A 26,761-nucleotide genomic window follows, 5' to 3' on the forward strand; every position below is an offset into this window, starting at 1 on the left:
GCGCGGCGGCGACCCCGGCGGCGGTCGTCGTCAGCGTGCTCGACCGGGCCGCCGCTCAGCGGGCCGGGCGCGACGTGGTGGTCCGGGTCGGCCGGGCCGACGGCGGCACCGCCACCGGGCAGGTCGCGCTCTCGGTCGACTACTCCGGGTTCCGTGACGCCTACGGCGCCGACTGGTTCCGCCGGCTGACCCTGGTGTCGCTGCCGGCCTGCGCGCTGAGCACGCCGGACGCCGCCGGGTGCCGGGCCACGCCGCTGGCGACCACCAACGACACGGCGCGCCAGACGCTCACCGCCACCGTGCCGGTCGCGGCGCAGTCGCTGTCCGTGGCGCAGGCTCAGTCGGCGGCGTCGCTGTCGGCCGCGGCCGCCCAGGGCAGCCTCGTGGCGCTGCAGTCCGAGGCGTCCTCCGACGGCGGCGACTACAAGGCCACCGACCTCAAGACCTCCAGCAGCTGGTCGGCGGGCGGCAGTACCGGCGACTTCAGCTGGGTCTACGACGTGCGGACGCCGCCCAGCCCGGCCGGTGACCCGCCGTCGGTGACCATCGACTACTCCTCGCAGGCCGTCGACGGCATGACCGCCGCGGCAAACTCCCAGCCGAGCTGGGTCGGCGAAGGCTTCACGCTGCAGCCGGGCTCGATCGAGCGCTCCTACCGCAGCTGCAATGACGACGGGCAGAGCGGCGTCGGCGACCTGTGCTGGGCCGGCGACAACGCCACCCTGTCACTCAACGGGCACGCCTCGGCGCTGGTGTACGACGCCGGCGCGAACCTGTGGAGGCCGGTCACCGAGGACGGCTCCAAGATCGAAAGGACCACCGACGGGAGTCTGAACAACGGCGACAACGACGGGGAGTACTGGAAGGTCACCACGACCGACGGCACGCAGTACTTCTTCGGCCGCAACCGGCTGCCCGGCTGGCAGTCCGGTAGCCCCGAGACGAAGTCGGTCTTCACCGAGCCGGTCTTCGGCAACAACGCCGGCGAGCCGTGCAACTCCCCCTCGGGCGGCTTCGCCGCGTCGTCGTGCCAGCAGGCGTACCGCTGGAACCTCGACTACAGCGTCGACCCGCACGGCAACACGATCTCGTATTTCTACGCCCAGGAGACGAACAAGTACGCCCGTAACAAGACCGACGCGAGCGTCTCCACCTACACCAGCGCCGGCTACGTCAAGGAGATCGACTACGGCACCCGGCAGGTCGCCGGCGTCGACTCCGTCTTCGCCGGCACCGCGCCCGCGCGGGTCCGCTTCGACGTCACCGACCGCTGCATCACCCCCGGGTCGACCTGCACACCGACCAAGGCGAACGCGGCCAACTGGCCCGACGTCCCGGTCGACTACCTGTGCACCGGCACCACCTGCCCGGGCCAGTACTCCCCGACGTTCGCGGCCACCAAGAAGCTGTCCACCATCACCACCGAGGTGGCCAGTGGCACCAAGACGTGGCGGCGGGTCGAGCAGTGGCGCCTGAACCAGGAGTTCAAGAACCCGGGCGACGGTAACCAGAAGATCCTGTGGCTCAAGGGCATCGACCACTGCGGCACCGACGACAGCACCTGCACCCCCGCGACGACGTTCGCGCCGACGCAGCTGTCCAACCGGGTCGACATGGCCGGCACGACGAACTCGATCGTCCGGTACCGAATGAACACCATCACCAACGAGAGCGGCGGCGCGCTGTCGATCACCTACTCGGCGCCGGACTGCGTGGCCGGCTCCCGGATGCCGGCCGGCCCGGACAGCAACACGCTGCGCTGCTACCCGCAGTACTGGACGCCGCCGGGCGCGCAGAACCCCAAGCTCGAGTACTTCCACAAGTACGTCGTGACCGCCGTCGCCGAGGCCGACCTCGTGGGCGGCAACGCCGACCAGGTCACCGCGTACACGTACCTGGGCAACCCGGCGTGGCACTACGACGACGCCAGCCCGACCACCCTGACCAGCCGCCGCACGTGGGACGGCTGGCGCGGCTACCAGCAACTGCGCACCGTCAAGGGGGTCAGCACCGGGACCCAGTCGAAGAGCGAGACAATGTACTTCCGCGGCATGGACGGCGACAAGACCGCGACCGGGACCCGCACGGCCACGGTGCCGGACTCCGACGGCGGCACCGTCCCCGACGCGAACTGGTTCGCCGGGCAGGAGCGCGAGAAGGTCGTCTACCTGGGCAACACCGGCACCGTGGTCAGCAAGACGCTGACCACGCCCTACGCCTCGGCCACCACGGCGACCCAGGGCATCAACGACATCGCCCTTGCCGCGCGGGTCACCGGCACCCTGAGCACCCAGGAGAAGACCGCGCTGGACAACGGGCGGGGCTGGCGCACCACCCGCAGCACCAACACGTACGCCGCCGACCGCTCCGGCCGCGTCACCCAGGTCGACGACGAGGGTGACGTGTCGACGGCGGCCGACGACCGGTGCACCCGCACCACGTATGCCGGCAACGCCGACGGCACGCTCATTGCCCTGCCCGCGCGGACCGAGACCGTGGCGGTGCGTTGCTCGGCGACGCCGGACCGCTCCAAGGACGTCATCTCCGACGTGCGCACCTGGTACGACGGCGCCCAGTCCTGGTCCACGACGCTGAGCACGGGCAACGTGACGAAGGTCGACGAGCTCAGCGACTACAACGGCGGCAACCCGAAGTACGTGCAGATCAGCGCGGCGACCTACGACGCCGCCGGCCGGCCCAAGGACCAGTTCGACGCCCTGAACCGCAAGACGTCGCTGGCTTACACGCCCGCGGACGGGCCGGTGACCCGGACCGTCACCACCAACCCGAAGGGCTGGACCACCACCACCGACCTGGACCCGGGCTGGGGCCTGGCCACGTCGACCGCCGACGTCAACCTCAACCGCACCGACCTGCAGTACGACGGCCTCGGACGGCTGACGGCGGTCTGGCTGCCCGGCCGGAACAAGGCCACCCAGACGCCGGACGTCAAGTACGCCTACACCCTGCGCGTCAGCGGCGGCCCCAACGTCGTGACGTCGTCGCAGATCAACCGGCAGGGCACCGGCTACATCACCGGCTACGTGCTCTACGACGGGTGGCTGCGCAAGCGGCAGACCCAGACCCCGGGTGTCGGTGGCGGGCGGATCATCACCGACCAGCTCACCGACAGCCGCGGCCTGACCGTCAAGACCCGGGCCGCCTACCCGAACCCGATCGCCCCCGCCGGCACGCTGTTCATGCCGTCGGGCGACGCGGCGATCCCCAGCCAGACCGTGGCCGTCTACGACGGGGCCGGGCGCAAGACCGCCGACATCCTGCAGGTGCAGGCGGCCGAGAAGTGGCGCACCACCACCCGCTACGGCGGCGACCACGTCGACGTCTCCCCGCCGGCGGGCGGCAGCGCGACCACCACGTGGAGCGACGCGCGCGGGCAGTCGACGGCGCTGTGGACGTACCGCGGCAACGTGGCCGATCCCGTGAACGGCACGCACGACGTCGCCACGCGCACCTACACGCCGGCCGGGCACCTGGCCACGGCCACCGACGCCGCCGGCAACGTCTGGAAGAACACCTACGACCAGCTCGGCCGGGCGATCGAGCAGAACGACCCGGACCTGGGCAAGACGACGCACACGTACGATGACGCCGGGCGGATGCTCACCACCAAGGACGCCCGGGACATCACGATCACCTACGCCTACGACGAGCTGGACCGCCGCACCGGCGAGTTCCAGGGCACCACGCAGCTGGCGAAGTGGGCGTACGACGGCCTCGCCAAGGGGCACCTCGACGCCACCAGCCGGTTCGCCGGCGGCGCCGAATACATCGACGCGGTCACCGGATACACCGGCCGCTACCAGCCGACCGGCACGAAGACCACCGTGCCACCGGCCGCGGGCGCGGCGCTGGCCGGCGAGTACACCACGTCTACCAGCTACAACGCGGACGGCTCGGTCAACACCGTGTCGTTGCCGGCCAAGACCGGCACGGCGAACTTCGGCGGCCTGAGCGACGAGACGCTGGCCGTCGGATACAACGACTCGGGGCTGCCGGCCACGCTCACCGGGCTGAACACGTACGTCACCGACACGCAGTACCTGCAGACCGGTGAGCTCGGCTCGATGAACACCACCAACGGCAACGGCAAGAACATCCTGCAGTACTGGGACTACGAGCCGGGCACCATGCGGCTGGCCCGGCACCAGGTGCTGGGCGACTTCGGCGCGAACATCGTGGCCTCGGACACCCGCTACGGCTACGACGCGGCCGGCAACGTGCAGTCGATCGCCGACCGTACCTCGCAGTACGGCGGCGCGCCCGACGACACCCAGTGCTTCGGCTACGACACGCGCGGGCAGCTGGCCGACGCGTGGACGCCGGCGAACGGCAGCTGCGCCACCGCGCCGAGCGTCGCGGGCCTCGGCGGCCCGTCACCCTACTGGACCTCCTGGAGCCATGACGCCGCGGGCAACCGCAGCACGGAGGTGCAGCACACCTCGGCCGGCAACCTGACCCGGTCGCTCGGCTACGCCGCGTCGGGGCCGAACGCGGTGCGCCCGCACGCGGCCACGTCGGTGACCACCACCGGCACCTCCAGCGGCACCAACTCCTACACCTACGACAACGCCGGCAAGATGACCAGCCGCAAGCGCTCCGGCCGCCCGGACCAGACCATCGGCTACGACGCCGAGGGCCGGATGGCCAGCGTGAGCGACACCGGCGGGACGACGTCGTACCTCTACACCGCCGATGGCGACCGGCTGCTCACCAAGGAGCCGGCGGCGACGACGCTGTACATCGGCAACGTCGAGTACCGGGCCACCTCCGGCGGCACGGTCGGCACCCGGCAGTACACCGAGGGCGGGCGCACCGTGGCCAGCCGCACCGGCGCGGCGCTGAGTTGGCACGTGACCGACGAGCAGGGCAGCGCCGCCCTGGTGTTCGACGCGGCAACCCTGGCCCGTACCCAGCGGCGCACCGACCCGTACGGCAACGCCCGAGGCGGCGACCCGGCGTGGCCGCTGGCCCGCGGGTTCGTCGGCGGCATCAAGGACGCGAGCGGCCTGACCCACCTGGGCGCCCGCGAGTACGACCCGGAGACCGGCCGGTTCACCAGCGTCGACCCGGTGCTGGACATCGACAGCCCGCAGCAGATGAACGGCTACACCTACGCCAACGGCAACCCCACGTCCGCGAGTGACCCGGACGGCACGAACCCGTGCGCCCGCGGCGAGTCCCCGGCCGAGTGCCAGTGGGACAAGACGATGCCGCCGCCCTCGTCGCCGGCGGACCCCTACGAGGACGCGGAGGACTACTTCTTCTCGGGCAAGAACACCCCGAAGGGCGGCAAGTTCAAGCTCATCAAGACCAGCCACACCGCGCCCGGCCACGGCATCGTGGTGATGCGCTTCTTCATCGCCGACGACAAGTTCTACCTGTTCGGCGAGGGCGACGGCCGCGGCTTCTCCACCGACGTCGGCGCGGGCTACCGGGTGGTCGTCGCCTGGAACACCGACACCGGCGAGGTGGCGGTGATGGTGTCGCCGAGCTGCGCGGCCGGCGCGTGCATTCCGCACGGCGACCCGACGAAGGACAATGAGGTGTCGGCTCACAACAGCATCGATATCCAGCCCTCCGACTCGGGCTCGCTCAAGTACAACGTCAAGGCGTCATCGAGCACCAACATGTTCCCCAGCGTGGACCTGAGCATGGAGGTGAAGTTCGACGACAAGGGCAACTCGGTCGTGCACATCGAGGGCGATCCCTACCCGAGCATGGAGACGATCCAGTACAACCACCAGGGGGCGCCGAAGTTCCTCGCGCAGTCGCCGCAGATCACCGGCAGCGGGCCGCTGATCGACCTGCTGGCCTCGGCGCCGCGGCGCAACGAGACGTACACCAACAACGAGGGCTTCGGGTCCAACGACACCAGCGACCAGCTGACCACCCTGAAGCACGAGTTCTGCCGGGAGGTCCGCACCTCCCCGATGTGCCTGCAGCACAAGTGAACCGACGCGAGTGAGGAAGTGAGGTGACGGGCATGTCCCAGGCCGGACCGGACGTGATCGCGCCCGCGCGGCGCGGGGTCTCGTTCGTGTGGTGGTATCCGCTGAGCCTGCTGCTGTACGCCGCCGTTGTCGCGGTGGCGGTCATGGTGGACGTCTCGGTGGACCACCGCGGTTTCGGCCTGGGGCCTGCCCTCGCCGGCGTGGTGGTCTCGTCGCCGGGGCTGGTGCTCTTCGGCCTCTGGTCGGCGACGGTCCTGCCGTTCGTGTGGCTGCTGCGGCGGTACCGCTGGCCGGCCCGCCTGCTGTGCGCGGCGCTGCTCATGGCGCTGCTGGTCTTCGCCGGCAACGAGCAGGGGCGCATCGTCAGCGCGTTCGCCCAGCTGGCGTTCGCCCTGCTGGTGCCCCTGCCGCGGCCGCCGCAGGGCGAGGCCTGAGCGGCGGGCGGGCCCGCCAGATCAGCGGCCGGTCGAGGGCGCGGCCGACATCTGCGCCGGCCGCTGCGGCGCCGGGTCGGCGGGCGGCAGCGGGCGCACCTCGTCCGCGGTGAGCGGGATCGGGCCCCGCAGCTGCCGGCTGACCGCCGCGAACCAGCCGAGGTGCAGTTCGTCGCGGTCGGCCACGAACGCGGCCCGCAGCTCGTGCCAGCGCAGGCCGGGGTGGCGGTGGTGGACGTTGTGCAGGTTGAACGCCAGCACGAAGAGCTCCAGCGGCCGGGGCAGGCGCAGGTTCATGGCCTCGAGGGGCCGCTCGAGGCGGGTGCGGTAGTGGTACGCGTTGTCGGCCAGCGACACGATCACGGCCCGGGCGCCGACCGCGCTCCACAGCATCCAGGCGTGCCGGCCGTAGAGGACGGTGGTCCCGGTGTACGTCGCGATGACCGCCAGCGCCTCCAGCCGGAACCTGCGCAGGTTGTCGCGGCGGGCGACCCGCTCCAAGAGCAGCCCCGTCACCGAGTCCAGCGAGTCCGTCCTGCGCACCAGCATCCGCCAGCCCGGGCCGGGCAGCAGGACCAGCACCACGGAGGCGAGCTCGGCGAGGTACAGGCCGCCGAGCAGCCGCGGGTAGTACGCGCGGGCGGCGGCCAGCCAGGACGAGCGCTGCGGGTCGTACACCTCGGTGCGCTCCCGCTGGGTGCGGCTGTACCGGTGGTGCAGCAGGTGCCCGGCCTTGAGCAGGGTGAACGGGCCGCCGTAGCCGACCGCGAGGGTCCGCCCGAGCCGGTCGTTCCAGCCCCGGTGGCGCAGCAGCGTGCCGTGGATCCCCTCGTGGATGAGCGACCACAGCGGCACGGTGGTGAGCGCGAGAGGAGCGAGCAGCCAGCCCCACCGCAGATCGTGCGGCAGCAGCAGGAGAGGTAGCGCGACGAGTTGCAGCAGCAGGACGGCGATCGCGGCGGCCACCAGCGTGATCGCCAGGGCGGACTGACGGCGGACCATGTTTCGCACGCTAATCCGGCGAAGGAAACCACTGAGTGACTTCTTCACGAAAGCTTTGCTTCGGCCGCGGCCTGCGAGGATTGCGGCATGCTCCTGGAGGTCATCGCGCTGGACGCCGCCGACGCCCGCAACGCCGCCGACGGCGGCGCGGACCGGGTCGAACTGGTCAGTGACATGACCACCGGCGGCCTGAGCCCGGCCCCGGCGACGGTGGCCGCGGTGCGCGCGGCCGTCGCGATCCCGGTGCGGGTGATGCTGCGCACGACGCCCGGTTTCGCCGCCGACCTCCCGGCGCTGCGCCGCACGGCCCGCGAGCTGCGCGCGGCCGGTGCCACCGAGTTCGTGCTGGGCTTCCTGGACCCCCGCGGCGCCGTCGACACCGCGGCGCTGGACGAGCTGGCCCCCGGGGACGCCCCGTGGACCTTCCATCGGGCCATCGACCACGCCGCCTCCCGCGCGGACGCCTGGCAGGCCGTCGCCGGCCGCCCAGGCCTGGACGCGGTGCTGACCGCGGGCTCCCCGGCCGGCGTCGGCGGCGGCGGGCTGGCCGTGCTGACCGGCGAGGCGGCGGCGCACGGGGCCCTGCTGCTGGCCGGCGGCGGCCTGCGCGACGCCCACCTGCCCGCCCTGGCGGCGGCGGGGGTGCGGGCGTTTCACTCCGGCAGCGCGGTCCGTCCGGACGGCGACTGGTCCGCGCCGGTCTCCCCGGCGCTGGTCCGCCGCCTCCGGGACCGCATCGAGGGCTGCTGCCGCTGACCCGGCCGAAGCCGGGGGCCGGACCCGTGCGGGCCCGGCCCCCGGTGGAGCGTCAGGAGGGAAGGGACCAGTTCTGGTTGGCGCCGCCGCCGCACGACCAGATCTGCAGCCGCGTGCCGTTGGCGGAGCTGGGCCCGGTCGCGTCCAGGCACTTGCCCGAGCCGACGTTGACGTACGTCTGCCCGCTGCGCGTCCACTTCTGCGCGTTGGTGCCGTTGCAGTCGTACAGCTGGACCTTGGTGCCGTTGGCGGTGCCGGCCGAGGTCACGTCCATGCACTTGCCCAGCGCCCGCAGCGTGTTGTCCGAGGCGCGGGTCCAGCGCTGGGCGGTGCTGCCGTTGCAGTCGTAGAGCTGCACCGCCGTACCGTTGGCGGAGCTCGCGTTGGCGACGTCCACGCACTTGTTGCCGTAGCCGACGATCTGGCCCGTGCTGCCCGTCGGGCCGGTGGTCGGGGTGGTCGGGCCGCCCGTCGGGTTGCTGCCGACCCAGGCGCTGGCGGCCGCGGAGCCGGTGTTGTCGATGGCGGTGTTCGACTCGACCGGGCTGGGGACGCTGCTCGGGAAGACGATGAAGGTGACCGGGCCGGCCGTGCCGCCGGTGGCCGGGTTCGGGTCGATGCCCAGCGCCGTGGCCAGCGCGTAGGAGCCCTCGCCGATGATGTTGTCCGGGCCCTCGTCGGCGAAGACGGCGTACGCCACCTGGTTGTTGTAGACGACGGCCGCGACGGCGCCGGGGCGGATGCCGTTGGCCCCGTAGTCGAAGCGGGAGCTCGGCAGCGGGATGACGTAGTAGCGGGTCACGTCCGAGGTGAAGTACGAGCCGGTGGACGTGGTGAACGAGGTCTGCGCCTGGTACCAGGGATCGGTCGAGGCGTTGCAGTGCGAGGTGCCGATGCCGTCGCAGTCGATGTCCATGTCGGCGGTCCAGAAGTACGCCGAGCCGCTCTTGCAGATCGCGACCGTGGCCGCGCCGCCGTCGTCGGTGGCGTACTTGCCGTTGGACACCTGGCTGCAGGTCTGGGTCTTGGCCAGCAGCTGGCTCGCGGTCGGCCCGGCGGCCAGCGCCGCCTTGCCGGAGGTGGTGAGGGCGAACGCGGCGGTGGCGGTCAGTGACAGCGCCACGGCCACGACCGCGATGAGTGGGAGGCGGTACCTGGTCACGGGCAGGCTCCTAGGAAGACTCGAGGGGACCGGTCTCCCAACGGCGAGCGGACGGAACCGCCGAAGGTTGAAGGATAGGTAACCTGACTGACAGATATCTGTCAATACTCTCGCTCGCCGGGCAGCAGCGCCCGCGCCTCGTCGGCCCTTCCCGCCCGCACCAGGGCGTGGATGCGGTGCGCCAGGCCGGTGACGTCGGTGATGCCCACGATCCACTCGTCGGCGTAGCGCCGCACCGCCTCGCCGGACAGCCCCAGCTGCAGCGACCGGGTGCCCGGGATCGGCCGCAGGTGCAGGTCGCGCTCGGGGTCCCACTGCACGCGCACCGGGCTGCGGCGCAGCTCCCGCTGCCAGGCCGCGCGGTTCTCGTGCACGTCCCGGTCGTAGTGGCTCAGACAGGCCCGCGCCAGGGCCCACTCGAACCCCTCGCGGCCGAGCTCGACCGCGAGGACGTGCTCCTGGCCCTCCTTGGTGGCCCAGCCGCTGCGGTACATCATCCAGAGGAACGACGGTTTGATCCACGTCATCCGGTCCCGCCGGAAGGCGTCGGTGAAGCCGCCCGCCGCGATCGCCGGAAGGGCGATTCCGGGGTTGTACGCCTGATAGACGGTGATCGTCGTGGCGGAGTGGGCGGCCCGGATGCGCCTGCTCACGTGCCCCACCGCCGCGCGGACTTCGGCGCCCGGTTCCGTCATGCTGAGCATTGTGGACAACCCCCGCCCCTTCGCGCTCGAGGATTTACCGCGGGCTGCGGCCGACGTGGCCGCGAAACTGACCGAGGCCGGCTTCACCGAGGCGCCGCACCTGCGCCAGGCGCTCGCCCTGGCCGAGGAGGCCGGCGAGTTCGTCGGCGCGGTCCGCCGCTACTACGGCCTGGCCCGCCGCACCGGCACCTTCGAGGACGTGGAGGCCGAGCTGGCCGACGTGGTCATCACCGCCTTCGTCACCGCACACACCATGGGCATCGACGTCGAGCGGGCCGTCGCCGCCAAGCTCGGCGTGCTGTACACCCGCGGCTGGCGCGAGTCATGACCTGGTTCGAAGCGGTCGGGTGGGCCGGATCCGCGCTGCTGGTGTGGTCGCTGCTGCAGCGGCGCCTGCTGCGCCTGCGGGCGTTCAACCTGATCGGCTCGCTGATCCTGGTCGTGTACAACGCCGGCGTCCAGGTCTGGCCGATGGTCGGCCTCAACCTCACCCTGGCCGGCATCAATGTCTGGCAGCTGTACTCCCTGGTGCGCACGCGCCACGACGAGCGCAAGTACCAGGTCGTCGAGGTCGCCACCGACGACAACTTCCTGGCCCACGTGCTGCGGGTGCACTGGGCCGACATCGCCAAGTTCAACCCGGCCTTCCGGTTCGACGACGAGCACCTCCTCGCCTTCCTGACCCTCAACGGCGACGAGGTGGTGGGCGTGCTCATGCTGCGCCCCGACCCGCAGGACCCGTCGGTGGCGCAGGTCGAGCTGGACTACGTCACCCAGCGGTACCGCGACGTCAGCCCCGGCGAGTTCGTCTTCCGCCGCAGCGGCCAGCTCGCCGCCCACGGCTTCCGGCGGGTGCTCACGCCGGAGGGGATGGTCGCGCCGTACTACGCCCGCCTGGGCTTCCAGAAGACCGGCGACCGGTACTGCCTGGATCTCCCCTCCGATTGAGCCCTGCCGCCGCTGGTAATTAGCTCTGCTAACGAGGTATATTGGCAGTGTGGATCACGAGGCGTTGGCGGAGGCCCTGTCCGCGCAGCTCAACGGCGTGCGCCGGGTGCTGCGCCGGCGGGTGCGGGCCGGCCTCGACGTCGAGGAGCTGACGGGCAGCCAGGTCGAGTTGCTGCGCCTGGTCGAGTCGGCCCCCGGCATCGGGGTGGGCGCCGCCGCCCAGCAGCTGCGGCTGGCCGGCAACTCGGTGAGCACGCTGGTCAACCAGCTGATCGGGGCCGGCCTGCTGCGCCGCGAGCGCGACCCGGCCGACCGCCGCTCGGCCCAGCTGTTCCTGACCCCGGCCGCGGTGACCCGCCTGACCGCCTGGCGGGCCGCGCGGATGGCCCTGCTGTCCGCGGCGCTGGGGGCGCTGGAGCCGGGGGAGCGGGCCGCCCTGGCCGCCGCCGTGCCGGCCCTGGCCCACCTGACCGACGTGCTGGCCTCCGCGGCCCCGGGCCTGCTCCCGGCCGACCAGGCCCCGCCCCACCCGCCGCCGCTCGCGGCGGGCGGGAGCGGCTCGGCCTCACCGCACGAGGCGCGGTCGTCTGCGGCCGGCGGGAGCGGCTCGGCCTCACCGCACGAGGCGTCGCCCGGGGCTGAGAACGGCTCGCCGGTCCGCGAGACGCCGTCGTCTGCCGGCGGGAGTGGCTCGGCATTGCCGCATGACCTGTCGTCCGCGCCGGCGATCGGCTCATCGGCCCGCGAGGCGCCGTCGTCGGGCAGGGCGGGTTCGTCGGTTGGTGGCGGTACCGATGCGGCGGTTGGTTTTGATCCTAGTTTCCTAGGAAGCGTTACAGGGCGTGACGAGGGAGGGGGCGCATGACCTCGGCGGCGGTGGAGATCACCGGGCTTCGGCACCGGTTCAAGGAGACGCTGGCGGTGGACGACCTGTCGCTCAGCGTGCGGCCGGCCGAGATCTTCGGGCTGCTCGGGCCGAACGGCGCCGGGAAGACGACCACGATCCGCGTGCTCACGACGCTGCTGCCGCCGCAGGCCGGGGAGGTCACGGTGTTCGGGTTCGACGTGCGGCGCAACCGGATGGCGGTGCGCCGGCTCATCGGGTACGTGCCGCAGGCCCTCTCCGCCGACGCCGCGCTCAGTGGCCGCGAGAACGTCGCCCTGTTCGCCCGGCTCTTCGACGTGCCGCGGGCCGAGCGCCGGGCCCGGGCCGACGCCGCGATCGAGGCCATGGGGCTGCGTGAGGCGGCGGACCGGCCGGCGTCGACGTACTCGGGCGGCATGATCCGCCGGCTGGAGCTGGCCCAGGCCCTCGTCAGCGCCCCGCGCCTGCTGGTCCTCGACGAGCCGACGATCGGGCTGGACCCGGTGGCGCGGTCCGGGGTGTGGGAGCGCATCACCCAGGTGCGGGCCGAGACCGGGATGACCGTCCTGGTCACGACGCACTACATGGAGGAGGCCGAGGAGTTCTGCGACCGCGTGGCGCTGATGCACCGCGGCCGGATCCGCGCGCTCGGCACCCCGCTCGAGCTCATCGCCTCGGCGGCGGGGGAGAGCCTGGACGACGTCTTCCGGGAGTACACCGGCGACGATCTCGACTCGGGAGGGTTCAGCGATGTCCGTGCAGCTCGCCGCACCGCACGCCGCCTCGGCTGACACGCGGGCCACCGGCCCGGTGCGGGTGCTGCTGACCCGCGTCGTGGCGATGTGCCTCGTGGAACTGCAGAAGCTGCGCCGCGACCGGACCGAGGTGATCACCCGGGCCATCCAGCCGGCCCTGTGGCTGATCATTTTTGGCCAGACGTTCACGCACCTGCGGGCCATTCCGACGGGCGGCATCCCGTACCTGGACTTCCTGGCGCCGGGCATCCTGGCCCAGTCGGCGCTGTTCGTGTCGATCTTCTACGGCATCCACATCATCTGGGAGCGGGACGCGGGCGTCCTGGCGAAGCTCATGGTGACGCCGACCCCTCGCGCCGCGCTGGTGACCGGCAAGGCCTTCGCCGCCGGGATCCGCGCCCTGGTGCAGGCCGTGGTGGTGATCGTGCTGGCCGCGGTCCTCGGCGTCTCGCTGACCGCCAACCCGCTGCGGCTGCTCGGCACCGCGGTGGTGCTGGTGCTGGGCTCGGCGTTCTTCTGCTGCCTGTCGATCACCCTGGCCGGCCTGGTGCTCAAGCGCGACCGGATGATGGGAATCGGTCAGGCCATCATGATGCCGCTGTTCTTCGCGTCGAACGCGCTGTACCCGGTGGCGGTGATGCCGGGCTGGCTGCGCGTCCTCAATCACGTCAATCCGCTGAGTTACGAGGTCGACGCCCTGCGCGGCCTGCTGATCGGCACCCAAGCCCACCTGTTGCTGGATCTCGGGGTGCTGGTCGGATCGGCGGCGGTCGCGGTGTTCGTGGCCTCGGCGATGCTCGGACGGCTCACGCGCTGAGGCAGTGGTGCTCTACGATGCGTATCCATGACCGACCCCGGCGGCCTCGAGCGGATCGACACCAGCGTTGCCCACCCCGCCCGGCGGTACAACTACTGGCTGGGCGGCAAGGACAACTTCGCCGCCGACCGGGAGTCCGGTGACGCGATCGCCAAGATCTACCCCGCGATCCGGACCACGGCCCTGGAGAACCGGGCCTTCCTGCGGCGGGCGGTGGAATACCTGGCCAAGGAGGCCGGCATCCGCCAGTTCCTGGACGTCGGCACCGGCATCCCGACCGCCGACAACACCCACGAGGTCGCCCAGTCGATCGCTCCGGAGTCGCGCATCGTCTACGTCGACAACGACCCGATCGTGCTGACCCACGCCCGGGCGCTGCTGAGCAGCACCCCGCAGGGCGCCACCGCCTACATCGACGCCGACCTGCGCGACCCCGGCACGATCCTGGCCGACGAGAGCGCCCGCCGGACGCTGAACTTCGACGAGCCGATCGCCCTGATGCTGATCGCCATCGTCCACTTCCTCTTCGACGAGCACCACCCGCGCGAGACCGTCCGCCGCCTGGTCGACGCCCTGCCGTCGGGCAGCTACGTGGTGATGACCCACGGCACGTCCGACTTCGTCGACCCGGTCCTGCGCGCCCACGGCGAGGCCGAGATCCGCGCCGGCCGCCTGCGCGTCGACGCCGTGCCCCGCTCGAAGTCCGAGCTCGCCGTGTTCTTCGAGGGCCTGGACATCGTCGAGCCGGGCATCGTGCCGATCGTGGAGTGGCGCAACCCGGTCCCGGAGGAGGACCGCCCGCCGCTGGCCGACGCCGCCATGTACGGCGTCGTCGCCCGCGTCCCGTAACGACCGCGGATCGGGCCGGATGAGCAGGGCACCGGCGATAGGACCGCCCGTTCAGGGGTAGTGGAAGAACATGTTCCCCGGTACCGATCCCTCTGACAAGACGGCCACGGGTGGTCCGCGCCCCGGTGGCCCCGGGCTGCTCGCCGGCCACACGGTCGCCCGCGTCGGCTATGGGGCGGCGCAGCTGCGTCGCCTGCATCACGACCGGGCCGCGGCCGTCGCGGTGGTGCACCGCGCGGTCGAGCTGGGCGTCGACCACGTCGACACCGCCCAGTTCTACGGCGACGGCTTCGTCAACGACGTGCTGCGCGAGGCGCTGCGCCCGGGCGACGACGTCGTGGTGGTCAGCAAGGTCGGCGCCGACCCGGCCCCGGGCGGCCCGTTCCCGATGCGTCCGGCGCAGCGGCCGGAGGAGCTCCGGGCGAGCGTCGATGACAACCTGCGGAGCCTTGGAGTCGAGCAGATTCCCGTGGTGTACCTGCGGCGCCTGGACTCCGGGACCCGGATCCCGGTCGAGCCGGAGCAGGTGGTCGGGATCGAGGACCAGCTCGCGGCGATGATCGCGCTGCGCGACGACGGCAAGATCGGTGCGCTGGGGCTCAGCGGTGTGACCCTCGACGGACTGCGCCGGGCGATCCCGGCCGGCGTCGCGTGCGTGCAGAACGCCTACAGCCTGCTGGCCCGCGACGACGAGGACGTGCTCGACGTCTGCCGCACCGAGCACATCGCCTGGGTGCCCTTCTACCCCCTGGGTAGCGCGTTCGCCGACATGCCCAAGGTGGCCGACGAGCCGGTCGTGCGCGCCGCGGCCCTGGCGCTGAACGCCACCCCCGCCCAGGTCGGTCTGGCCTGGCTGCTGCGGCACGCCCCGAACATCCTGCTGATCCCCGGCACCGCGGACACCGAGCATCTCGCGGCCAACCTCGCCGCCGGCGCCGTCGAGCTCGACGACGCCACGCTCGCGGCCCTCGACGCCGTCGCACTGGCGGTTTCGGCGGGCTGACGCTCGCGGTAGCGCGTCAGGCCTTCGTGGGCACCGGGCCGGTGGAGCCGCGGACGGTGAGGTGGACGGGGAGCATCACCTGCTGGCGCGTGGTGGGGGACGGGGCGGCGGTGCGGTCCAGCCGGGACAGCAGCATCGACACGGCGACGCGGCCGGCCTGCTCGATCGGGGCGGTCAGGGTGGTCAGCGGCGGGTGGCAGAAGTCGGCGCCGAAGATGTCGTCGCAGCCGACCACGCTCAGGTCCTCGGGGACGCGGACGTGGCGTTCGCGCAGGCGCTGCAGGATGCCGATGGCCAGCAGGTCGTTGAAGACGATGCAGGCGGTGGCGCCGGTGTTGAGCACGGCGTCGGCGGCGGCCGGGCCGGAGCCGCGGCCGGAGGGGAACGGGCCGACGCGGGTGAAGGTCAGGCGGTGGCGGGCGGCGACGGCGCGCATGGCGTGCCAGCGGGCCTCGTTGGGCCAGGAGCGCTGGGGGCCGGAGACGTAGGCGATGTTGCGGTGGCCCAGCGACAGTAGGTGCTCGGCGGCCTGGCCGATGCCGGCCGGGGTGTCGATGATGGCGCTGGGCACGCCGCGGACGTTGCGGTTGATGGTGACGAGGGGGATCTCGTCGGCCAGCCGGGCCAGCTCGCGGTCGGGCAGGCGGGAGGCGGCGAGGATGGCGCCGTCGAGGGAGCGGCGCATCTTGTGCAGCATCTCGGCCTCGAGCTCGCCGGTGTCCTCGGTGTCGATGAGCAGCTGGGCGTAGCCGGCCGCCTTGAGCTGTTCCTGGGTGCCGCGGATGACGCCGAAGTAGAACGGGTTGGTCACGTCGGAGACGAGCACGGCGATGGCCCGGGTGCGGCCGGAGGACAGGGCGCGGGCGGGGGAGCTGGGGACGTAGCGCAGCTCGCGGGCGGCGGCCTCGATGCGCTCGCGGGTGGCGGCGTTGACCCGGCCCGGGTTGTTCAGGGCGCGGGAGACGGTGGATGCGGCGACGCCGGTGGCCGCGGCGATGTCGTTGATGGTGACGGGGCGGGTCCCGTCTCTCCCGCGGGGCGGCATGGCGGAAAGCCAAGCAGATTTGGCAAAAGATGGCAAACGATTGCCATGACTTTTGCCACGCTGATAGCGTCCGCTCGATCCGCTGGTCAAGCAGCATCGATGGGTTCCGCCGACACCCCCAGCACACGCCCGGCGGCCCATCGCTCACTGAGGAGTGGACACCCTATGAAGAGACGCAACCTCATCGCCGTCGGCGCGGCCGCGGCGCTCGTGCTCGCCGGGTGCGGCGACGACGCGAAGACCTCCGACAACGGCGGCGGCCTCAACGGCGCCGGCAAGACGCTCAACGTCCTGATGGGCGCCAACACGATCTACCCGCAGCAGCAGAAGCAGTGGTTCACCGACATCAGCAACGCGTTCAAGGCGCAGACCGGCGCCGAGGTGAAGTTCGAGACGTTCGCGTCGGCCAACGACGAGCTCACCAAGATCCAGACGTCGGTCGTGTCGGGGCAGGGCCCGGACGTCTACGCGCTGGGCACCACGTTCACCCCGACGGCCTACGCCACCGGGGCGTTCGTGGAGCTGCAGGACGCCGACTGGCAGAAGGTCGGCGGCAAGGACAACTTCCTGCCGGCGACGTTCGGCATCTCCGGGCCCGACGCGCAGCACCAGGTCGGCATCCCGTTCGCCAGCCGCCCGTTCGTCATGGCGTACAACACCGAGCTGCTCAAGGCGGCCGGCATCGACAAGCCGGCCGACACCTGGGACGGGCTGCGCGAGCAGGCCAAGAAGCTCACCAACGGCTCCACCTACGGCATGGCGATCGCCTACGCCGACAGCTTCGACCCGTGGAAGTTCATCTGGGCGATGAGCGTCCAGTCCGGCAACCCGCTCGTGGCCGGGAAGAAGGCGTCGCTGGACGACCCGGCGACGCTCAAGGCCTACCAGACGTACCTGGGCTGGCTGGCCAACGACAAGGTCGTCGACCCGGCGTCGGTGGGCTGGAAGAACGCCCAGGCGATCGCCGAGTTCGGCGCGGGCAAGGCGGCGTTCCTGCCGATGGTGTCTGCGTCGAGCAAGGTCACCCTGGACAAGTCGCAGATGGCGGGCAAGTACGCGTACGCCGTCATGCCGACGGTGCCGCCGGGGCAGAGCAGTCTGCCGTCGGGCGGCGTGGCTGCGACCAGCATCCTGTCGGGCGACAACCTGGTGGTGGCCAAGTACAGCAAGAACAAGGATCTCGCCCTGGCCTTCGTCAAGCTGATCACGAGCGCCGAGCAGCAGAAGTCGTACTACAAGACGTTCGGCGACCTGCCCACGAACGCGGCCGCGGCCAAGGAGCTGCAGGCCGACCCGGCGCTCGCGGCGATCGTCGACTCGGCCGGCAAGTCGGCCGGGACGCCGTTCAACGGCGGCTGGAGCAAGGTGCAGCTGGCCCTGGTCAACGTCGTCGTGCAGTCGATCCCCGACCTCAAGGCCGGCAAGGTCGACGACGGGCACCTGAAGTCGCTGGTGTCCGCCGCCCAGAAGGATGCGCAGAGCGCCGTCGACGAGGCGAAGTGACGACTCTTGCCCGCCGGGCCGTCAGCCGGCGTCAGCGTCCACTGTGGATGCTGGCGCCGGGTGGCGTCCTGCTGCTCGTGGTGATCGTCCTGCCGCTCGCGGTGGCGGTGCTGGTGTCCACACTGGACCTCAACCAGTACACCTTGCGGCAGTGGACCGACGCGCCCGGCGTGGGCCTCGACAACTACGTGAAGGCGTGGCAGGAGACGGCGCTGCCGCACGCCATCTGGGTCACCGTCGGCTACGCGGTGATCGTCACGGTGGCCGCGGTGCCGCTGGGCCTGGTCGCGGCGCTGGCCACGCAGCAACGCTTCGCCGGGCGGGGGCTGGTGCGCTCGGCGTTCCTGATCCCGTACGTGCTGCCGGCCTTCGTGGTCGGCACCGTGTGGCGCACGATCCTCCTGCCGAGCGGGCCGGCGAACGGGCTGCTCGGCGAGCAGTACCTGTGGCTCAACGGGCCGCGCGCCTACTGGGTCCTGGTGCTCGCGCAGCTGTGGACGTCGTGGCCGCTGCTGTACCTCCTGGCGCTGTCCGGCCTGCAGGGCATCAACGACGACGTGCACGAGGCCGCCGCGCTCGACGGCGCCGAGTGGTGGGCCAAGCTGCGCTACGTCATCCTGCCCCACCTGCGCGGGGTGCTCGGCCTGGGCATGGTCATCGAGTTCCTGCACGTGCTCAACAGCTTCACGCTGCCGTACGTGCTCTTCGGTGTCCCCGCCCCGCACGATGTCGAGGTGCTGCCGGTGCTCACCTACGTGGAGAGCTTCCAGAACTTCAAGTTCGGGCTCAGCGCCGCGATGGCCGTGCTGTCGCTGGTGCTCGTGGCCATCCCGCTGTCGGTGTACCTGCGAGCGGTGAGGCTGAACCGCGATGAAGACTGACGTGCAGCGGCTGCTGCCCCGCCCGGTGCAGGCGGTGGTGATCGCCGTGCTGCTGGTGTTCGCGCTCACGCCGGTGCTGTACATGCTCTTCGCCAGCGTCAACGACGACCTGGCCGTGGCCGGCGGGGACTTCTTCCCCAGCGCCTTCCACCCGGACAACTACGTGCACATCTGGGACACCGTCGAGCTCGGCGACGGCCTCGTGAACTCCATCCTGGTGGCCGGCCTGGTGGCGGTGGTCTCGGCGCTGGTCGCCGTCGCTACGGCGTACGTGCTGGTGCGGTACACCTTCCTGGGTCGTGGCCTCGTCCTGCGCGGGCTGCTGGCGCTGCAGAGCATCCCCGGCACCCTCATGCTGCTGCCGGTCTTCGTGCTCTTCGCCAACCTGGCCCGGGTCCTCGGCATCGACGTCATCGGCACCCGCTGGGCGCTGTTCGTCACGTACCTGACCTTCGCGCTGCCGTTCTCCACCTGGGTGATGGTCACCTACCTGCGCGGCCTGCCGAGGGAGCTGGACGAGGCGGCCCGGCTCGACGGCGCCTCGTCGTGGCGGATCCTGCGCTCGATCGTGATCCCGCTCAGCTGGCCCGGCCTCGTCGTCTCCGCCATCTTCGCGTTCCTGCTCGGCTGGAACGACGTCCTGTTCGCCTCGGTCATCACCAACGCCGACACCCGCACCGCCGCCGTGGCGCTGCAGGTGTTCGGGGCGACCCAGGAGGGCGGCGCCATCCCGCTCTACGGGCAGCTGATGGCCTCCGCGCTGGTGTGCGCGCTGCCGGTGGTGGTCTTGTACCTGGTGTTCCAGCGGTTCCTGGTCGGAGGCCTGACGGCCGGAGGGGTGAAATGACTGTGCTGAATGTGGCGATCGTCGGCAGCGGGATCATCGGCGCCAACCACGCCGAGGCGATCGCGCGCCATCCGCGGCTGCGGGTGGCGGCGCTCGTCGACTCCCGTCTCGACGTGGCGGAGGCGCTCGCCGCCAAGCTCGGCGGGGAGCCGGCCTGCCACCTGACGCTCGCGGAGGCGCTGGCGGCGCAGCACATCGACCTCGTCGCCATCTGCACCCCGAGCGGCCTGCACGTCGAGGCGGCCGAGCAGACCCTGCGGGCCGGCGCGCACCTGCTCGTGGAGAAGCCCCTCGACACCGACCTGGCCAAGGCCCGGGCCTTCGCCAAGGTCGCCGCCGAGGCGGAGGCCCGCGGCCTGGTCTGCGGCGTGGTCAGCCAGCACCGTTTCGACCCCGCCATGGCCGCCGTGCACCGGGCCGTGCGCGAGGGCCGCCTGGGCCGGATCACCTCCGCCGTGGTCTCCATGCCGTGGTGGCGCGACCAGGCGTACTACGACTCCGCCGACTGGCGCGGCACCTGGGCCTTCGACGGCGGCGGGGCCGTGGCCAACCAGGGCATCCACCTGGTCGACCAGATGCTGGCCCTGCTCGGCCGGCCCGACGAGGTCTACGCCCGCACCGCCCTGGTCTGCCACGAGGGCATCGAGGTCGAGGACCTGGCGGTGGCCACCATCCGGTTCACCAGCGGCGCGCTCGCCGTGCTGCACGCCACCACCGGGGCCCACCCCGGCCTGCCCGTCCGGCTCGCCCTGCACGGCACCGCCGGGTCGGCCGTGCTGCACGACGATCAGCTGGAGTACTGCTCGCCGGCTCTGGATGACGCGGTACCGCAGGAAGAGCGCTTCGGCGCCCCGAAGCCCGCCGACGGGTTCGTCACGGGCCACCTGCGCCAGTACGACGACCTCGTCGAGGCCATCGACACCGGCCGCCCCCCGGGCGTCCGCGTCGAGGACGGCCTGCTCGCCCTGGCCCTCGTCCGCTCCGTTTATGTCTCCGCGACGCTGCACCGCCCCGTCGACTTCGGCCAGGTCCTCGACGGCGCCTACGACAACGTCACCGTCACCACCCAGGAGTAGCACGTGAGGTTCTCCGTCTTCACCGCCTCGACCCCCGACTGGACCCCCGAGGAGGCCGCCGCCAACCTGGCCGAGCAGGGCTGGGACGGCATCGAGTGGCGCATCACCGACCAGGACGCCGCCGACACCCCCGGCTTCTGGGCCGGCAACCGCGCCACCTGGCCGCTGACCGGCCTCGAGGCCAGCCTGCCCGACATCGACCGCGTCACCCGGGGCGCCGGCCTGGCGTACTCCGGCCTGGGCGGCTACGCCCGCAGCTACGAGCGCGACGACGTCGCCCGCATGCTGCGCGCCACCGCCACCCTCGGCGCCGGCCGGGTCCGCGTCACCATGCCCATGCTCAGGACCGGCGACTACCGCGACCTGTTCGCCGGCGCCCGCAAGGACCTCGAGTGGGCCACCGCCGAGGCGGCCGCCCAAGGCGTCACCGTCCTCGTCGAGCTGCACCACGAGACCATCGCCTCGTCCGCGTCCGCCGCCCTGCGCCTGATCGACGGCCTGGACCCGGCCACCATCGGCGTCATCCACGACCTCGGCAACCTCATCTACGAGGGCCACGAGGACCACCGCGCCGCCTTCCAGATGCTCGGGGAGTACCTGCAGCACGTCCACGTGAAGAACGTCGCCTGGCACCCGGTCGCCACCGCCTCGGACGGCACCGTGACCTGGAAGGCCGACTGGGCCACCCTGCGCGAGGGCCAGGCCGACGTCGGCGCCTACCTGCGGGCGCTGCGCGAGCACGGCTACGACGGCTGGGTCACCCTGGAGGACTTCTCCACCGCCGTACCCCTCGCCGAGCGCACCCGCGACAACCTCGCCTACGTCAAGGCCCAGCTGGCAACCTGACCCGGACGGCCCGCGCACCGGCCCGCGACGGCCGGTGCCACACCGGATCCGGTCCTCGAAACGGTCGGCGCGACCAGTTCCACCCGCTGGAGCTGGCGCCTGACCGACGGCGACTGCCCGCGAGCCGTTCCCTGAAGGCGCTGCTCTGGGCGCTACGTCGGGCGAAGGTGGCGGACAGGTTTCCTAGCCTGCGCGCATGGCGCGGCGGGCCGGGATGGACATGCACAGCCAGGACAGCAGGGCGACGGTGGCCAGGGCCGCGGGCGGGAGCCACCACGGGCCGGTGGGCCACGGGCGGGCGGTGAAGCCCAGGCCGAGCAGTGCCAGAGGTACCGCCGACACCACGAGGCCCGCCACGATCGCGATGGCGGCGATCAGCGCGGCCTCCCGGCGGACCATCGAGCGGATCTGGCGCGGGGTGGCGCCGATCAGGCGCAGGGCGGCGAACTCGTCCCGGCGCTGCGCGGTGGCGGCGACGAGCTTGTTGGCGACGCCCAGCAGGACGTAGCCGAGCAGGACGGCCAGGACCGCCACGTTGATCCAGACGGTGGCGGGGACCGGGTGGGGGAGGTGGGCGGGGGTGACGGTGACGCCGGGCGGCAGGGTGGTGAGGGGGCGCTCGGCGCGGACGAGCAGCTGCTGGTCGACCGGGCCGGTGGTGTGGCCGGTGGCCAGGTCCCGGGAGAGGGCGACGCCGCCGAAGGCCAGGCCGCGGGTGTACACCGCGACGACCCTCGGGTGGATGAGCGTGCCGTCGCCGAGGCGCAGCTGCGGGTGGTCGCCGACGCCGACGCGCTGGACGAGGGCCGTGTCGGTGCTGACCGCGATGGTGTCGCCGGTCAGGTCGGCCAGGGTGCCGGCGCGCACGTCCAGGTCGAGGACGGCCGTGGACTGCGGGGTCAGGATGAGGGCCGGCTGGGCGTCGGGCCAGAGCACGCTGGTGGTGCCGATCGGGGCCTGTGCGCGTACCCCGGGCAGGCCTGTGACCTTCCCGGCCAGGCCCTCCGGCAGGGCGCCCAGCGCCGGGGCCGTCACGGCGTAGTCGGCGATCGTCGCCTGCTCCGTGTCGCGCTCGGCGGCGGCCAGCATGGTGGTCTGGGCGTAGGCATAGGTGAGCGTGAAGACGACGAACATGGCCAGGGTGCTGACCGAGCCGGCGACCCGCACGGCGTAGCCGCGGCAGTTGGCCAGCGCCAGCCAGGCGGCGGGGCGGGACGGGGACGGCAGGCGCTCGCCGGCGGCGCTGACGATGGCCGGGCCGGCGACGGCCAGGCCGACCGCCGCCAGCATGCCGGCCATGCTCGTCGCGGCCGCGCCCGCGATGGTGCGGGTGAAGAGCGGGGCGGCGGACGCGACGGAGGCGAACGCGATGACGAGCAGGCCGGCGCGGGGGCGCCAGGCGGCCGGGCGGGCCGGGGCGAGCCGTGGCCGGCGGGCGGCCAGGCGGCCGGCGACCTGCACCACGGCGAGCAGCAGCAGGGCGGCGGCCAGGGCCGGCAGCGGGCCGCGGACCAGGGGCAGGGCGCCGGAGACGGCGCCCGTGCCGACGAGCAGGTCGCGCAGGCCGCCCGCGAGCAGGTAGCCGAGCAGCGCGCCCGGCACCAGGGCGGGCAGGGCGGCCGCGGTGGCCTGGGCGGCGGCCAGGGAGCGCAGCTGGCGCGGCACGGCGCCGGCCAGGCGCAGCAAGGCCAGCTCGTGCTGCTGGCCGGCGGCGGCCACGGTCAGCGCGCCGACCAGGGTGAAGCCGATGACCATCAGGACCACGCCGGCCAGGGAGGCGGCCAGGGCGAGCAGGGTGCCGCGGTCCGCGGCGGTCTCGGCGTCGCCGCGGGCCTCGCCGGTGGCGGCGATCAGGCCGAGCTCGGTCGCCTTGGCGCGGGCCGCGGCGGCGCCGCCCTTGACGCCGATCAGGTCGACCTTGCCGGGGGTGGCCAGGGACCGCGCGGTGTCGTCGGTGAAGTAGACGCCCGCCGCGGTGCGCGCGGTCACCGTGTAGGTGCCGGACCGTCCGGCGGCGGTGACCGTGATCCGGGTGCCGATCGGGGCGGGGGCGGCGATGTCGGTGGGCCCGCTGGGGGCGGTACCCGTGACGCGTTCCTCGGACAGCGCCAGCGAGGACCATCCGTGGGCGGTGACCGGCGCCCGGCCCTCGACGGCGGCGGGGAAGCCGACGTCGCCGACGGCCAGGGTCACGCCCGGCAGGCGGCGGAACTGCTCGACCAGCGTGGCCGGGAGGCGGGCCCGCTCGGGCAGGGCGACCGGCAGGTCGTCGGGGACCGGCACGGACTGCGGGGCGGCGATCACGACGTCGGCGGCGGCGAGGCGGCCCGCCGGGGCGTGGCCGCGCAGCGCGGTGTCGGCGAGGACGCCGGTCGCGGTGACGAACGCGGCGCCGCCGAGGACGGCGCAGAAGACGGCGACGAGGGCGCCCAGGCGGTGCCGGGTCATGCGCAGGGCGATGTGCCACATCGTCAGGCTCCACTCAGCAGGGTCAGGTTGCGGGCGAGCCGGTCGGCGGTGGGCGCCTCGATGGCGTCGACGACCCGGCCGTCGGCCATGACGAGGGCCTGGTCGGCGCGGGCTGCGGCGTTCGGGTCGTGGGTGACCATCAGCACCGTCTGGCCCAGCTCGTCGACGAGCTCCCTCAGCAGGTCGAGCACCTCGGCGGCGCTGCGCAGGTCGAGCGCGCCGGTGGGCTCGTCGGCGAAGACCACGTCCGGGTCGGCGATGAGGGCGCGAATGATCGCGGCGCGCTGCTGCTGGCCGCCGGACAGCTCCGCCGGGCGGTGGCCCAGCCGGTCGGCCAGGCCCACGCGGGCGGCCAGGCGCGTCAGGCGGGCCGGGTCGGCGGTGCGGCCGGCCAGGCGGAGCGGCAGCGTGATGTTGTCCCGCAGGTCGAGGGAGGGCAGCAGGTTGTACGACTGGAACACGAAGCCGATGCGCTCGCGGCGAAGCTTCGTGCGGGCGGCCTCCGACAGGTGGGAGATCTCGGTGCCGCCGATGGTGACGGTGCCGGAGGTGGGCGTGTCGAGGCCGGCCGCGCACTGCATGAGGGTGCTCTTGCCGCTGCCCGACGGGCCCATGACCGCGGTGAGCCGGCCCTCGGGCAGGTCGAGCGTGACGCCGTCGAGGGCGCGGACGCCGGTGTCGTACACCTTCGTGACCTCGCGCAGCGCGACCCTGGTCATGCGCGCCTGCGCTTGATGTAGTCGGTGGTCAGCGCGATCGCGCAGACGAGCGTCACCAGGCCGAAGCCGGCGGCGAGCCACTCCGAGCGGCCGGACAGCGAGGTGACGGCGTTGGCGCCGGCGCTGAGGACCAGCCCGGACCAGACCGCGGTACGAGTCGCAGCATTCATGCCTGTGACGCTACGAACCGCGGTGCGCGGCGACGATCCCGCGCGCTGCCCAGCCGGGGTACAGCAGGCTGTACCTTGCAACGGTGCGCAGGGTCTCGGGCATCCGTGCCGCCGTGGACGCGCTGGAGCGGCTCGGCGGCGGGCTCGCGACCGGCGTCGCGGCGCTGGCCATGCTCGTCCTCGTGGCGATCTCCGGGCTGCTCGTCGCCGCCGGGGTCGGCCTGTGGCTCCTGCCACGGGCGCTGCGCGGCGTCCGGGCGGTGGCCGACCGGGAGCGGGCCCGGCTCAGCCGCTCCGGGCCGGAGGTGCACAGCCCGTATCCGACCACCCAGAACGGCCGTGACCTGGCCTGGCTGGCCACGCACGCGACGCTGGGCAACGTCGTGGGCCTCCTCGGGGTGCTCACCCCGCTGCTCGCCGCGCGGGACCTGCTGTTCCCGCTGTACTGGAAGGCGCTGCCGGACGGCGAGGCCGCCCCGTCGCTCGGCGTGGTCATCGTGCGAACCTGGCCGGGCGCGGTCTCGGTGTCTCTGCTCGGGGTGGCCTGGCTCGCCGTCGCCGTCTTCGGCAGCCGCAGCCTCGCCGACGTGCAGGCGTGGCCCGGCCGGCGGCTGCTGCCGGCCCGCGCCGACGTCGACCTGTCGCTGCGGGTCACCGAGCTGACCGCCACCCGCGCCGCCGCCCTGGAGGCGCACGCGGCGGAGCTGCGCCGCATCGAGCGCTCACTGCACGACGGCGCGCAGAACCGGCTCGTCGGCGTGACCGTGCTGCTCGGCGCCGCCCGGCGGGCCCTGGCCCGCGACCCGGCCATCGCCGACGAGATCCTCGAGCGGGCGCAGCTGGCCGCGGAGGACGCCCTGGCCGAGCTGCGCGGCGTGGCCCGCGGCATCCTCCCGCCCGTACTCACCGACCGCGGCCTCGGCGGCGCCCTCGCGGGCCTGGCCGCCGGCTGCCGCGTGCCCTGCCGCGTCGACGTGCGCGTGGCGCAGCGGTGCCCGGCGTCGGTCGAGGCCACCGCGTACTTCGTGGTCGCCGAGGCGCTCACCAACATCTCCAGGCACAGCGGCGCGACGGCGGCCGTCGTCTCCGTGCTGCGGGCCGGGGATGTGCTGTCGGTCACCGTCCGCGACGACGGACACGGCGGCGCCGAGCAGGCGAGCTCCGGCCAGGGCTCCGGGTCCGGCCTGGACGGCATCCGCCGCCGGGTGGCCGCGCACGACGGCACGTTCGCGCTGTCCAGCCCGCCCGGCGGGCCGACCGAGCTGGAGGTGGCACTGCCGTGCGGATCGTGATCGCCGAGGACGACGCGCTGCTGCGCGAGGGGCTGTCGCTGCTCCTGCGCGCCGAGGGCATCGAGGTGGTCGCCGCGACCGGCACGCCCGGCGACTTCCTCGCCGCCGTCGACGAGCACCGGCCGGACGTGGCGGTGGTGGACGTGCGGATGCCGCCCACCCACACCGACGAGGGCGTGGTCGCCGCGGTGGAGGCCCGGCGCCGCCAGGCCGGACTGGCCGTCCTGGTGTTGTCGGCGTACGTCGAGCAGGCCTTCGCCACCGAGCTGCTCGCCGGCGGCGTGGCCGGCCTCGGCTACCTGCTCAAGGAGCGGGTCGGCCGGGTCGGCGACTTCCTCGACGCCCTGCACCGCGTCGCCGCCGGCGGGACCGCCATCGACCCGGAGGTGGTCGGCCAGCTCTTCGCCCGCACCCGGGCCGGGGACCCGGTCGAGCGGCTCAGCCCGCGCGAGCGCGACGTGCTCGCCCTCATGGCCGAGGGCCTGGGCAACGCCGCGATCGCCGAGCGCCTCTTCGTCACCGAGGGTGCGGTCCACAAGCACATCCGCAGCATCTTCGCCAAGCTGGACCTGCTCCCGACGGACCGGGTCGACCGGCGCGTGACGGCGGTGCTGCGCTACCTCGAAGGCGCCCGCTGAGCGGCGTC

Annotated in this window: 24 protein-coding genes; 17 read left to right on the plus strand and 7 right to left on the minus strand. The window is 72.9% G+C overall.

The annotated features are described in order from the left end of the window. Positions 1-35: 35 nt before the first annotated feature. Positions 36-5,972 (plus strand): RHS repeat-associated core domain-containing protein, encoded by a 5,937-nt coding sequence (locus ABD352_RS45945; RefSeq protein ID WP_344618931.1) that lies wholly within the window; start codon positions 36-38, stop codon positions 5,970-5,972. A 32-nt stretch (positions 5,973-6,004) separates the two neighbouring features. Then, positions 6,005-6,406: a hypothetical protein gene (locus ABD352_RS45950; protein ID WP_344618932.1), complete on the plus strand. Its 402-nt coding sequence runs from the start codon at positions 6,005-6,007 to the stop codon at positions 6,404-6,406. Between the two features lie 21 nt (positions 6,407-6,427). On the opposite strand, the gene ABD352_RS45955 is transcribed toward ABD352_RS45950, so the two are convergent. Beyond that, complete coding sequence (locus tag ABD352_RS45955) at positions 6,428-7,408, minus strand: fatty acid desaturase family protein (RefSeq protein WP_344618933.1); 981 nt, start codon at positions 7,406-7,408, stop codon at positions 6,428-6,430. 87 nt (positions 7,409-7,495) lie between these two features. Here ABD352_RS45955 and ABD352_RS45960 point away from each other — a divergent pair, with 87 nt between their 5' ends. Beyond that, positions 7,496-8,164 carry a copper homeostasis protein CutC gene (locus ABD352_RS45960; RefSeq protein ID WP_344618934.1) on the plus strand — a complete coding sequence of 223 codons (669 nt, stop codon included), beginning with the start codon at positions 7,496-7,498 and terminating at the stop codon, positions 8,162-8,164. A gap of 52 nt (positions 8,165-8,216) precedes the next feature. Here the strand turns inward: ABD352_RS45960 and ABD352_RS45965 are convergent, their stop codons facing one another. Both ABD352_RS45965 and ABD352_RS45970 read right to left on the minus strand, forming a co-directional pair. After that, entirely contained in the window at positions 8,217-9,326 is a 1,110-nt protein-coding gene (locus tag ABD352_RS45965; protein WP_344618935.1) for a ricin-type beta-trefoil lectin domain protein, read from the minus strand. A 101-nt stretch (positions 9,327-9,427) separates the two neighbouring features. Beyond that, complete coding sequence (locus ABD352_RS45970) at positions 9,428-10,021, minus strand: DUF4291 domain-containing protein (RefSeq protein ID WP_344618936.1); 594 nt, start codon at positions 10,019-10,021, stop codon at positions 9,428-9,430. On the opposite strand from ABD352_RS45970, the gene ABD352_RS45975 reads away from it, so the two are divergent. From ABD352_RS45975 to ABD352_RS46005, 7 genes are all read left to right on the plus strand, one after another. Continuing rightward, positions 10,020-10,358, plus strand: coding sequence for a MazG nucleotide pyrophosphohydrolase domain-containing protein (locus ABD352_RS45975; protein ID WP_344618937.1), 339 nt, complete (start codon positions 10,020-10,022; stop codon positions 10,356-10,358). The two genes, ABD352_RS45970 and ABD352_RS45975, sit on opposite strands and share 2 nt — an antisense overlap. Further along, the gene (locus ABD352_RS45980; protein WP_344618938.1) at positions 10,355-10,978 is read left to right on the plus strand and encodes a hypothetical protein; all 624 of its coding nucleotides are present in this window, start codon (positions 10,355-10,357) and stop codon (positions 10,976-10,978) included. The genes ABD352_RS45975 and ABD352_RS45980 overlap by 4 nt, the downstream gene beginning before the upstream one ends. Positions 10,979-11,027: 49 nt before the next feature. Next, positions 11,028-11,843 carry a MarR family winged helix-turn-helix transcriptional regulator gene (locus tag ABD352_RS45985; RefSeq protein ID WP_344618939.1) on the plus strand — a complete coding sequence of 272 codons (816 nt, stop codon included), beginning with the start codon at positions 11,028-11,030 and terminating at the stop codon, positions 11,841-11,843. Next, the gene (locus tag ABD352_RS45990) at positions 11,840-12,634 is read left to right on the plus strand and encodes an ABC transporter ATP-binding protein (protein WP_344618940.1); all 795 of its coding nucleotides are present in this window, start codon (positions 11,840-11,842) and stop codon (positions 12,632-12,634) included. The genes ABD352_RS45985 and ABD352_RS45990 overlap by 4 nt, the downstream gene beginning before the upstream one ends. After that, a complete protein-coding gene (locus ABD352_RS45995) occupies positions 12,594-13,415 on the plus strand; it encodes an ABC transporter permease (protein ID WP_344618941.1) in 822 nt (273 codons plus the stop codon). The genes ABD352_RS45990 and ABD352_RS45995 overlap by 41 nt, the downstream gene beginning before the upstream one ends. Positions 13,416-13,442: 27 nt before the next feature. After that, on the plus strand, positions 13,443-14,264 hold the full coding sequence (locus ABD352_RS46000; protein WP_344618942.1) for an SAM-dependent methyltransferase: 822 nt from the start codon (positions 13,443-13,445) through the stop codon (positions 14,262-14,264). Positions 14,265-14,334: 70 nt separating this feature from the next. After that, on the plus strand, positions 14,335-15,267 hold the full coding sequence (locus ABD352_RS46005) for an aldo/keto reductase (RefSeq protein ID WP_344618943.1): 933 nt from the start codon (positions 14,335-14,337) through the stop codon (positions 15,265-15,267). 16 nt (positions 15,268-15,283) lie between these two features. Here the strand turns inward: ABD352_RS46005 and ABD352_RS46010 are convergent, their stop codons facing one another. Beyond that, the gene (locus ABD352_RS46010; RefSeq protein ID WP_344618944.1) at positions 15,284-16,312 is read right to left on the minus strand and encodes a LacI family DNA-binding transcriptional regulator; all 1,029 of its coding nucleotides are present in this window, start codon (positions 16,310-16,312) and stop codon (positions 15,284-15,286) included. A gap of 165 nt (positions 16,313-16,477) precedes the next feature. On the opposite strand from ABD352_RS46010, the gene ABD352_RS46015 reads away from it, so the two are divergent. Genes ABD352_RS46015 through ABD352_RS46035 form a run of 5 tightly spaced genes read left to right on the plus strand, consistent with a single transcriptional unit; the run spans position 16,478 to position 21,465 of the window. Continuing rightward, a complete protein-coding gene (locus ABD352_RS46015; protein ID WP_344618945.1) occupies positions 16,478-17,815 on the plus strand; it encodes an ABC transporter substrate-binding protein in 1,338 nt (445 codons plus the stop codon). Further along, positions 17,812-18,696: a carbohydrate ABC transporter permease gene (locus ABD352_RS46020; RefSeq protein ID WP_344618946.1), complete on the plus strand. Its 885-nt coding sequence runs from the start codon at positions 17,812-17,814 to the stop codon at positions 18,694-18,696. The genes ABD352_RS46015 and ABD352_RS46020 overlap by 4 nt, the downstream gene beginning before the upstream one ends. Continuing rightward, positions 18,686-19,543 (plus strand): carbohydrate ABC transporter permease, encoded by an 858-nt coding sequence (locus ABD352_RS46025; protein WP_344618947.1) that lies wholly within the window; start codon positions 18,686-18,688, stop codon positions 19,541-19,543. The genes ABD352_RS46020 and ABD352_RS46025 overlap by 11 nt, the downstream gene beginning before the upstream one ends. Next, the gene (locus ABD352_RS46030) at positions 19,540-20,619 is read left to right on the plus strand and encodes a Gfo/Idh/MocA family protein (protein ID WP_344618948.1); all 1,080 of its coding nucleotides are present in this window, start codon (positions 19,540-19,542) and stop codon (positions 20,617-20,619) included. Before ABD352_RS46025 ends, ABD352_RS46030 begins: the two co-directional genes overlap by 4 nt. 3 nt (positions 20,620-20,622) lie before the next feature. Then, entirely contained in the window at positions 20,623-21,465 is an 843-nt protein-coding gene (locus tag ABD352_RS46035; protein ID WP_344618949.1) for a sugar phosphate isomerase/epimerase family protein, read from the plus strand. A 183-nt stretch (positions 21,466-21,648) separates the two neighbouring features. Here the strand turns inward: ABD352_RS46035 and ABD352_RS46040 are convergent, their stop codons facing one another. Genes ABD352_RS46040 through ABD352_RS46050 form a run of 3 tightly spaced genes read right to left on the minus strand, consistent with a single transcriptional unit; the run spans position 21,649 to position 24,823 of the window. Beyond that, entirely contained in the window at positions 21,649-23,934 is a 2,286-nt protein-coding gene (locus ABD352_RS46040; protein ID WP_344618950.1) for an FtsX-like permease family protein, read from the minus strand. A gap of 2 nt (positions 23,935-23,936) precedes the next feature. After that, positions 23,937-24,653, minus strand: coding sequence for an ABC transporter ATP-binding protein (locus tag ABD352_RS46045; RefSeq protein WP_344618951.1), 717 nt, complete (start codon positions 24,651-24,653; stop codon positions 23,937-23,939). Next, positions 24,650-24,823, minus strand: coding sequence for a hypothetical protein (locus tag ABD352_RS46050; RefSeq protein WP_344618952.1), 174 nt, complete (start codon positions 24,821-24,823; stop codon positions 24,650-24,652). Before ABD352_RS46050 ends, ABD352_RS46045 begins: the two co-directional genes overlap by 4 nt. Before the next feature lie 83 nt (positions 24,824-24,906). On the opposite strand from ABD352_RS46050, the gene ABD352_RS46055 reads away from it, so the two are divergent. Together ABD352_RS46055 and ABD352_RS46060 are read left to right on the plus strand one after the other, a co-directional pair. Further along, complete coding sequence (locus ABD352_RS46055) at positions 24,907-26,115, plus strand: sensor histidine kinase (RefSeq protein WP_344618953.1); 1,209 nt, start codon at positions 24,907-24,909, stop codon at positions 26,113-26,115. Beyond that, positions 26,103-26,753 (plus strand): response regulator, encoded by a 651-nt coding sequence (locus tag ABD352_RS46060; protein WP_344618954.1) that lies wholly within the window; start codon positions 26,103-26,105, stop codon positions 26,751-26,753. The genes ABD352_RS46055 and ABD352_RS46060 overlap by 13 nt, the downstream gene beginning before the upstream one ends. Positions 26,754-26,761 lie beyond the last annotated feature (8 nt).

The sequence above is a fragment of the Dactylosporangium salmoneum genome (assembly GCF_039532525.1).
In the GTDB taxonomy this organism is placed as follows: Bacteria; Actinomycetota; Actinomycetes; order Mycobacteriales; family Micromonosporaceae; genus Dactylosporangium; species Dactylosporangium salmoneum.

What these genes read in the sequence shown, in the direction of transcription:
- ABD352_RS45950 (WP_344618932.1), top strand. Translation starts at nt 6,005, where the DNA reads ATGTCCCAGGCCGGACCGGACGTGATCGCGCCCGCGCGGCGCGGGGTC.
- ABD352_RS45955 (WP_344618933.1), bottom strand. Translation starts at nt 7,408, where the DNA reads ATGGTCCGCCGTCAGTCCGCCCTGGCGATCACGCTGGTGGCCGCCGCG.
- ABD352_RS45960 (WP_344618934.1), top strand. Translation starts at nt 7,496, where the DNA reads ATGCTCCTGGAGGTCATCGCGCTGGACGCCGCCGACGCCCGCAACGCC.
- ABD352_RS45975 (WP_344618937.1), top strand. Translation starts at nt 10,020, where the DNA reads ATGCTGAGCATTGTGGACAACCCCCGCCCCTTCGCGCTCGAGGATTTA.
- ABD352_RS45970 (WP_344618936.1), bottom strand. Translation starts at nt 10,021, where the DNA reads ATGACGGAACCGGGCGCCGAAGTCCGCGCGGCGGTGGGGCACGTGAGC.
- ABD352_RS45980 (WP_344618938.1), top strand. Translation starts at nt 10,355, where the DNA reads ATGACCTGGTTCGAAGCGGTCGGGTGGGCCGGATCCGCGCTGCTGGTG.
- ABD352_RS45990 (WP_344618940.1), top strand. Translation starts at nt 11,840, where the DNA reads ATGACCTCGGCGGCGGTGGAGATCACCGGGCTTCGGCACCGGTTCAAG.
- ABD352_RS45995 (WP_344618941.1), top strand. Translation starts at nt 12,594, where the DNA reads ATGTCCGTGCAGCTCGCCGCACCGCACGCCGCCTCGGCTGACACGCGG.
- ABD352_RS46000 (WP_344618942.1), top strand. Translation starts at nt 13,443, where the DNA reads ATGACCGACCCCGGCGGCCTCGAGCGGATCGACACCAGCGTTGCCCAC.
- ABD352_RS46005 (WP_344618943.1), top strand. Translation starts at nt 14,335, where the DNA reads ATGTTCCCCGGTACCGATCCCTCTGACAAGACGGCCACGGGTGGTCCG.
- ABD352_RS46010 (WP_344618944.1), bottom strand. Translation starts at nt 16,312, where the DNA reads ATGCCGCCCCGCGGGAGAGACGGGACCCGCCCCGTCACCATCAACGAC.
- ABD352_RS46015 (WP_344618945.1), top strand. Translation starts at nt 16,478, where the DNA reads ATGAAGAGACGCAACCTCATCGCCGTCGGCGCGGCCGCGGCGCTCGTG.
- ABD352_RS46025 (WP_344618947.1), top strand. Translation starts at nt 18,686, where the DNA reads ATGAAGACTGACGTGCAGCGGCTGCTGCCCCGCCCGGTGCAGGCGGTG.
- ABD352_RS46030 (WP_344618948.1), top strand. Translation starts at nt 19,540, where the DNA reads ATGACTGTGCTGAATGTGGCGATCGTCGGCAGCGGGATCATCGGCGCC.
- ABD352_RS46040 (WP_344618950.1), bottom strand. Translation starts at nt 23,934, where the DNA reads ATGTGGCACATCGCCCTGCGCATGACCCGGCACCGCCTGGGCGCCCTC.
- ABD352_RS46045 (WP_344618951.1), bottom strand. Translation starts at nt 24,653, where the DNA reads ATGACCAGGGTCGCGCTGCGCGAGGTCACGAAGGTGTACGACACCGGC.
- ABD352_RS46050 (WP_344618952.1), bottom strand. Translation starts at nt 24,823, where the DNA reads ATGAATGCTGCGACTCGTACCGCGGTCTGGTCCGGGCTGGTCCTCAGC.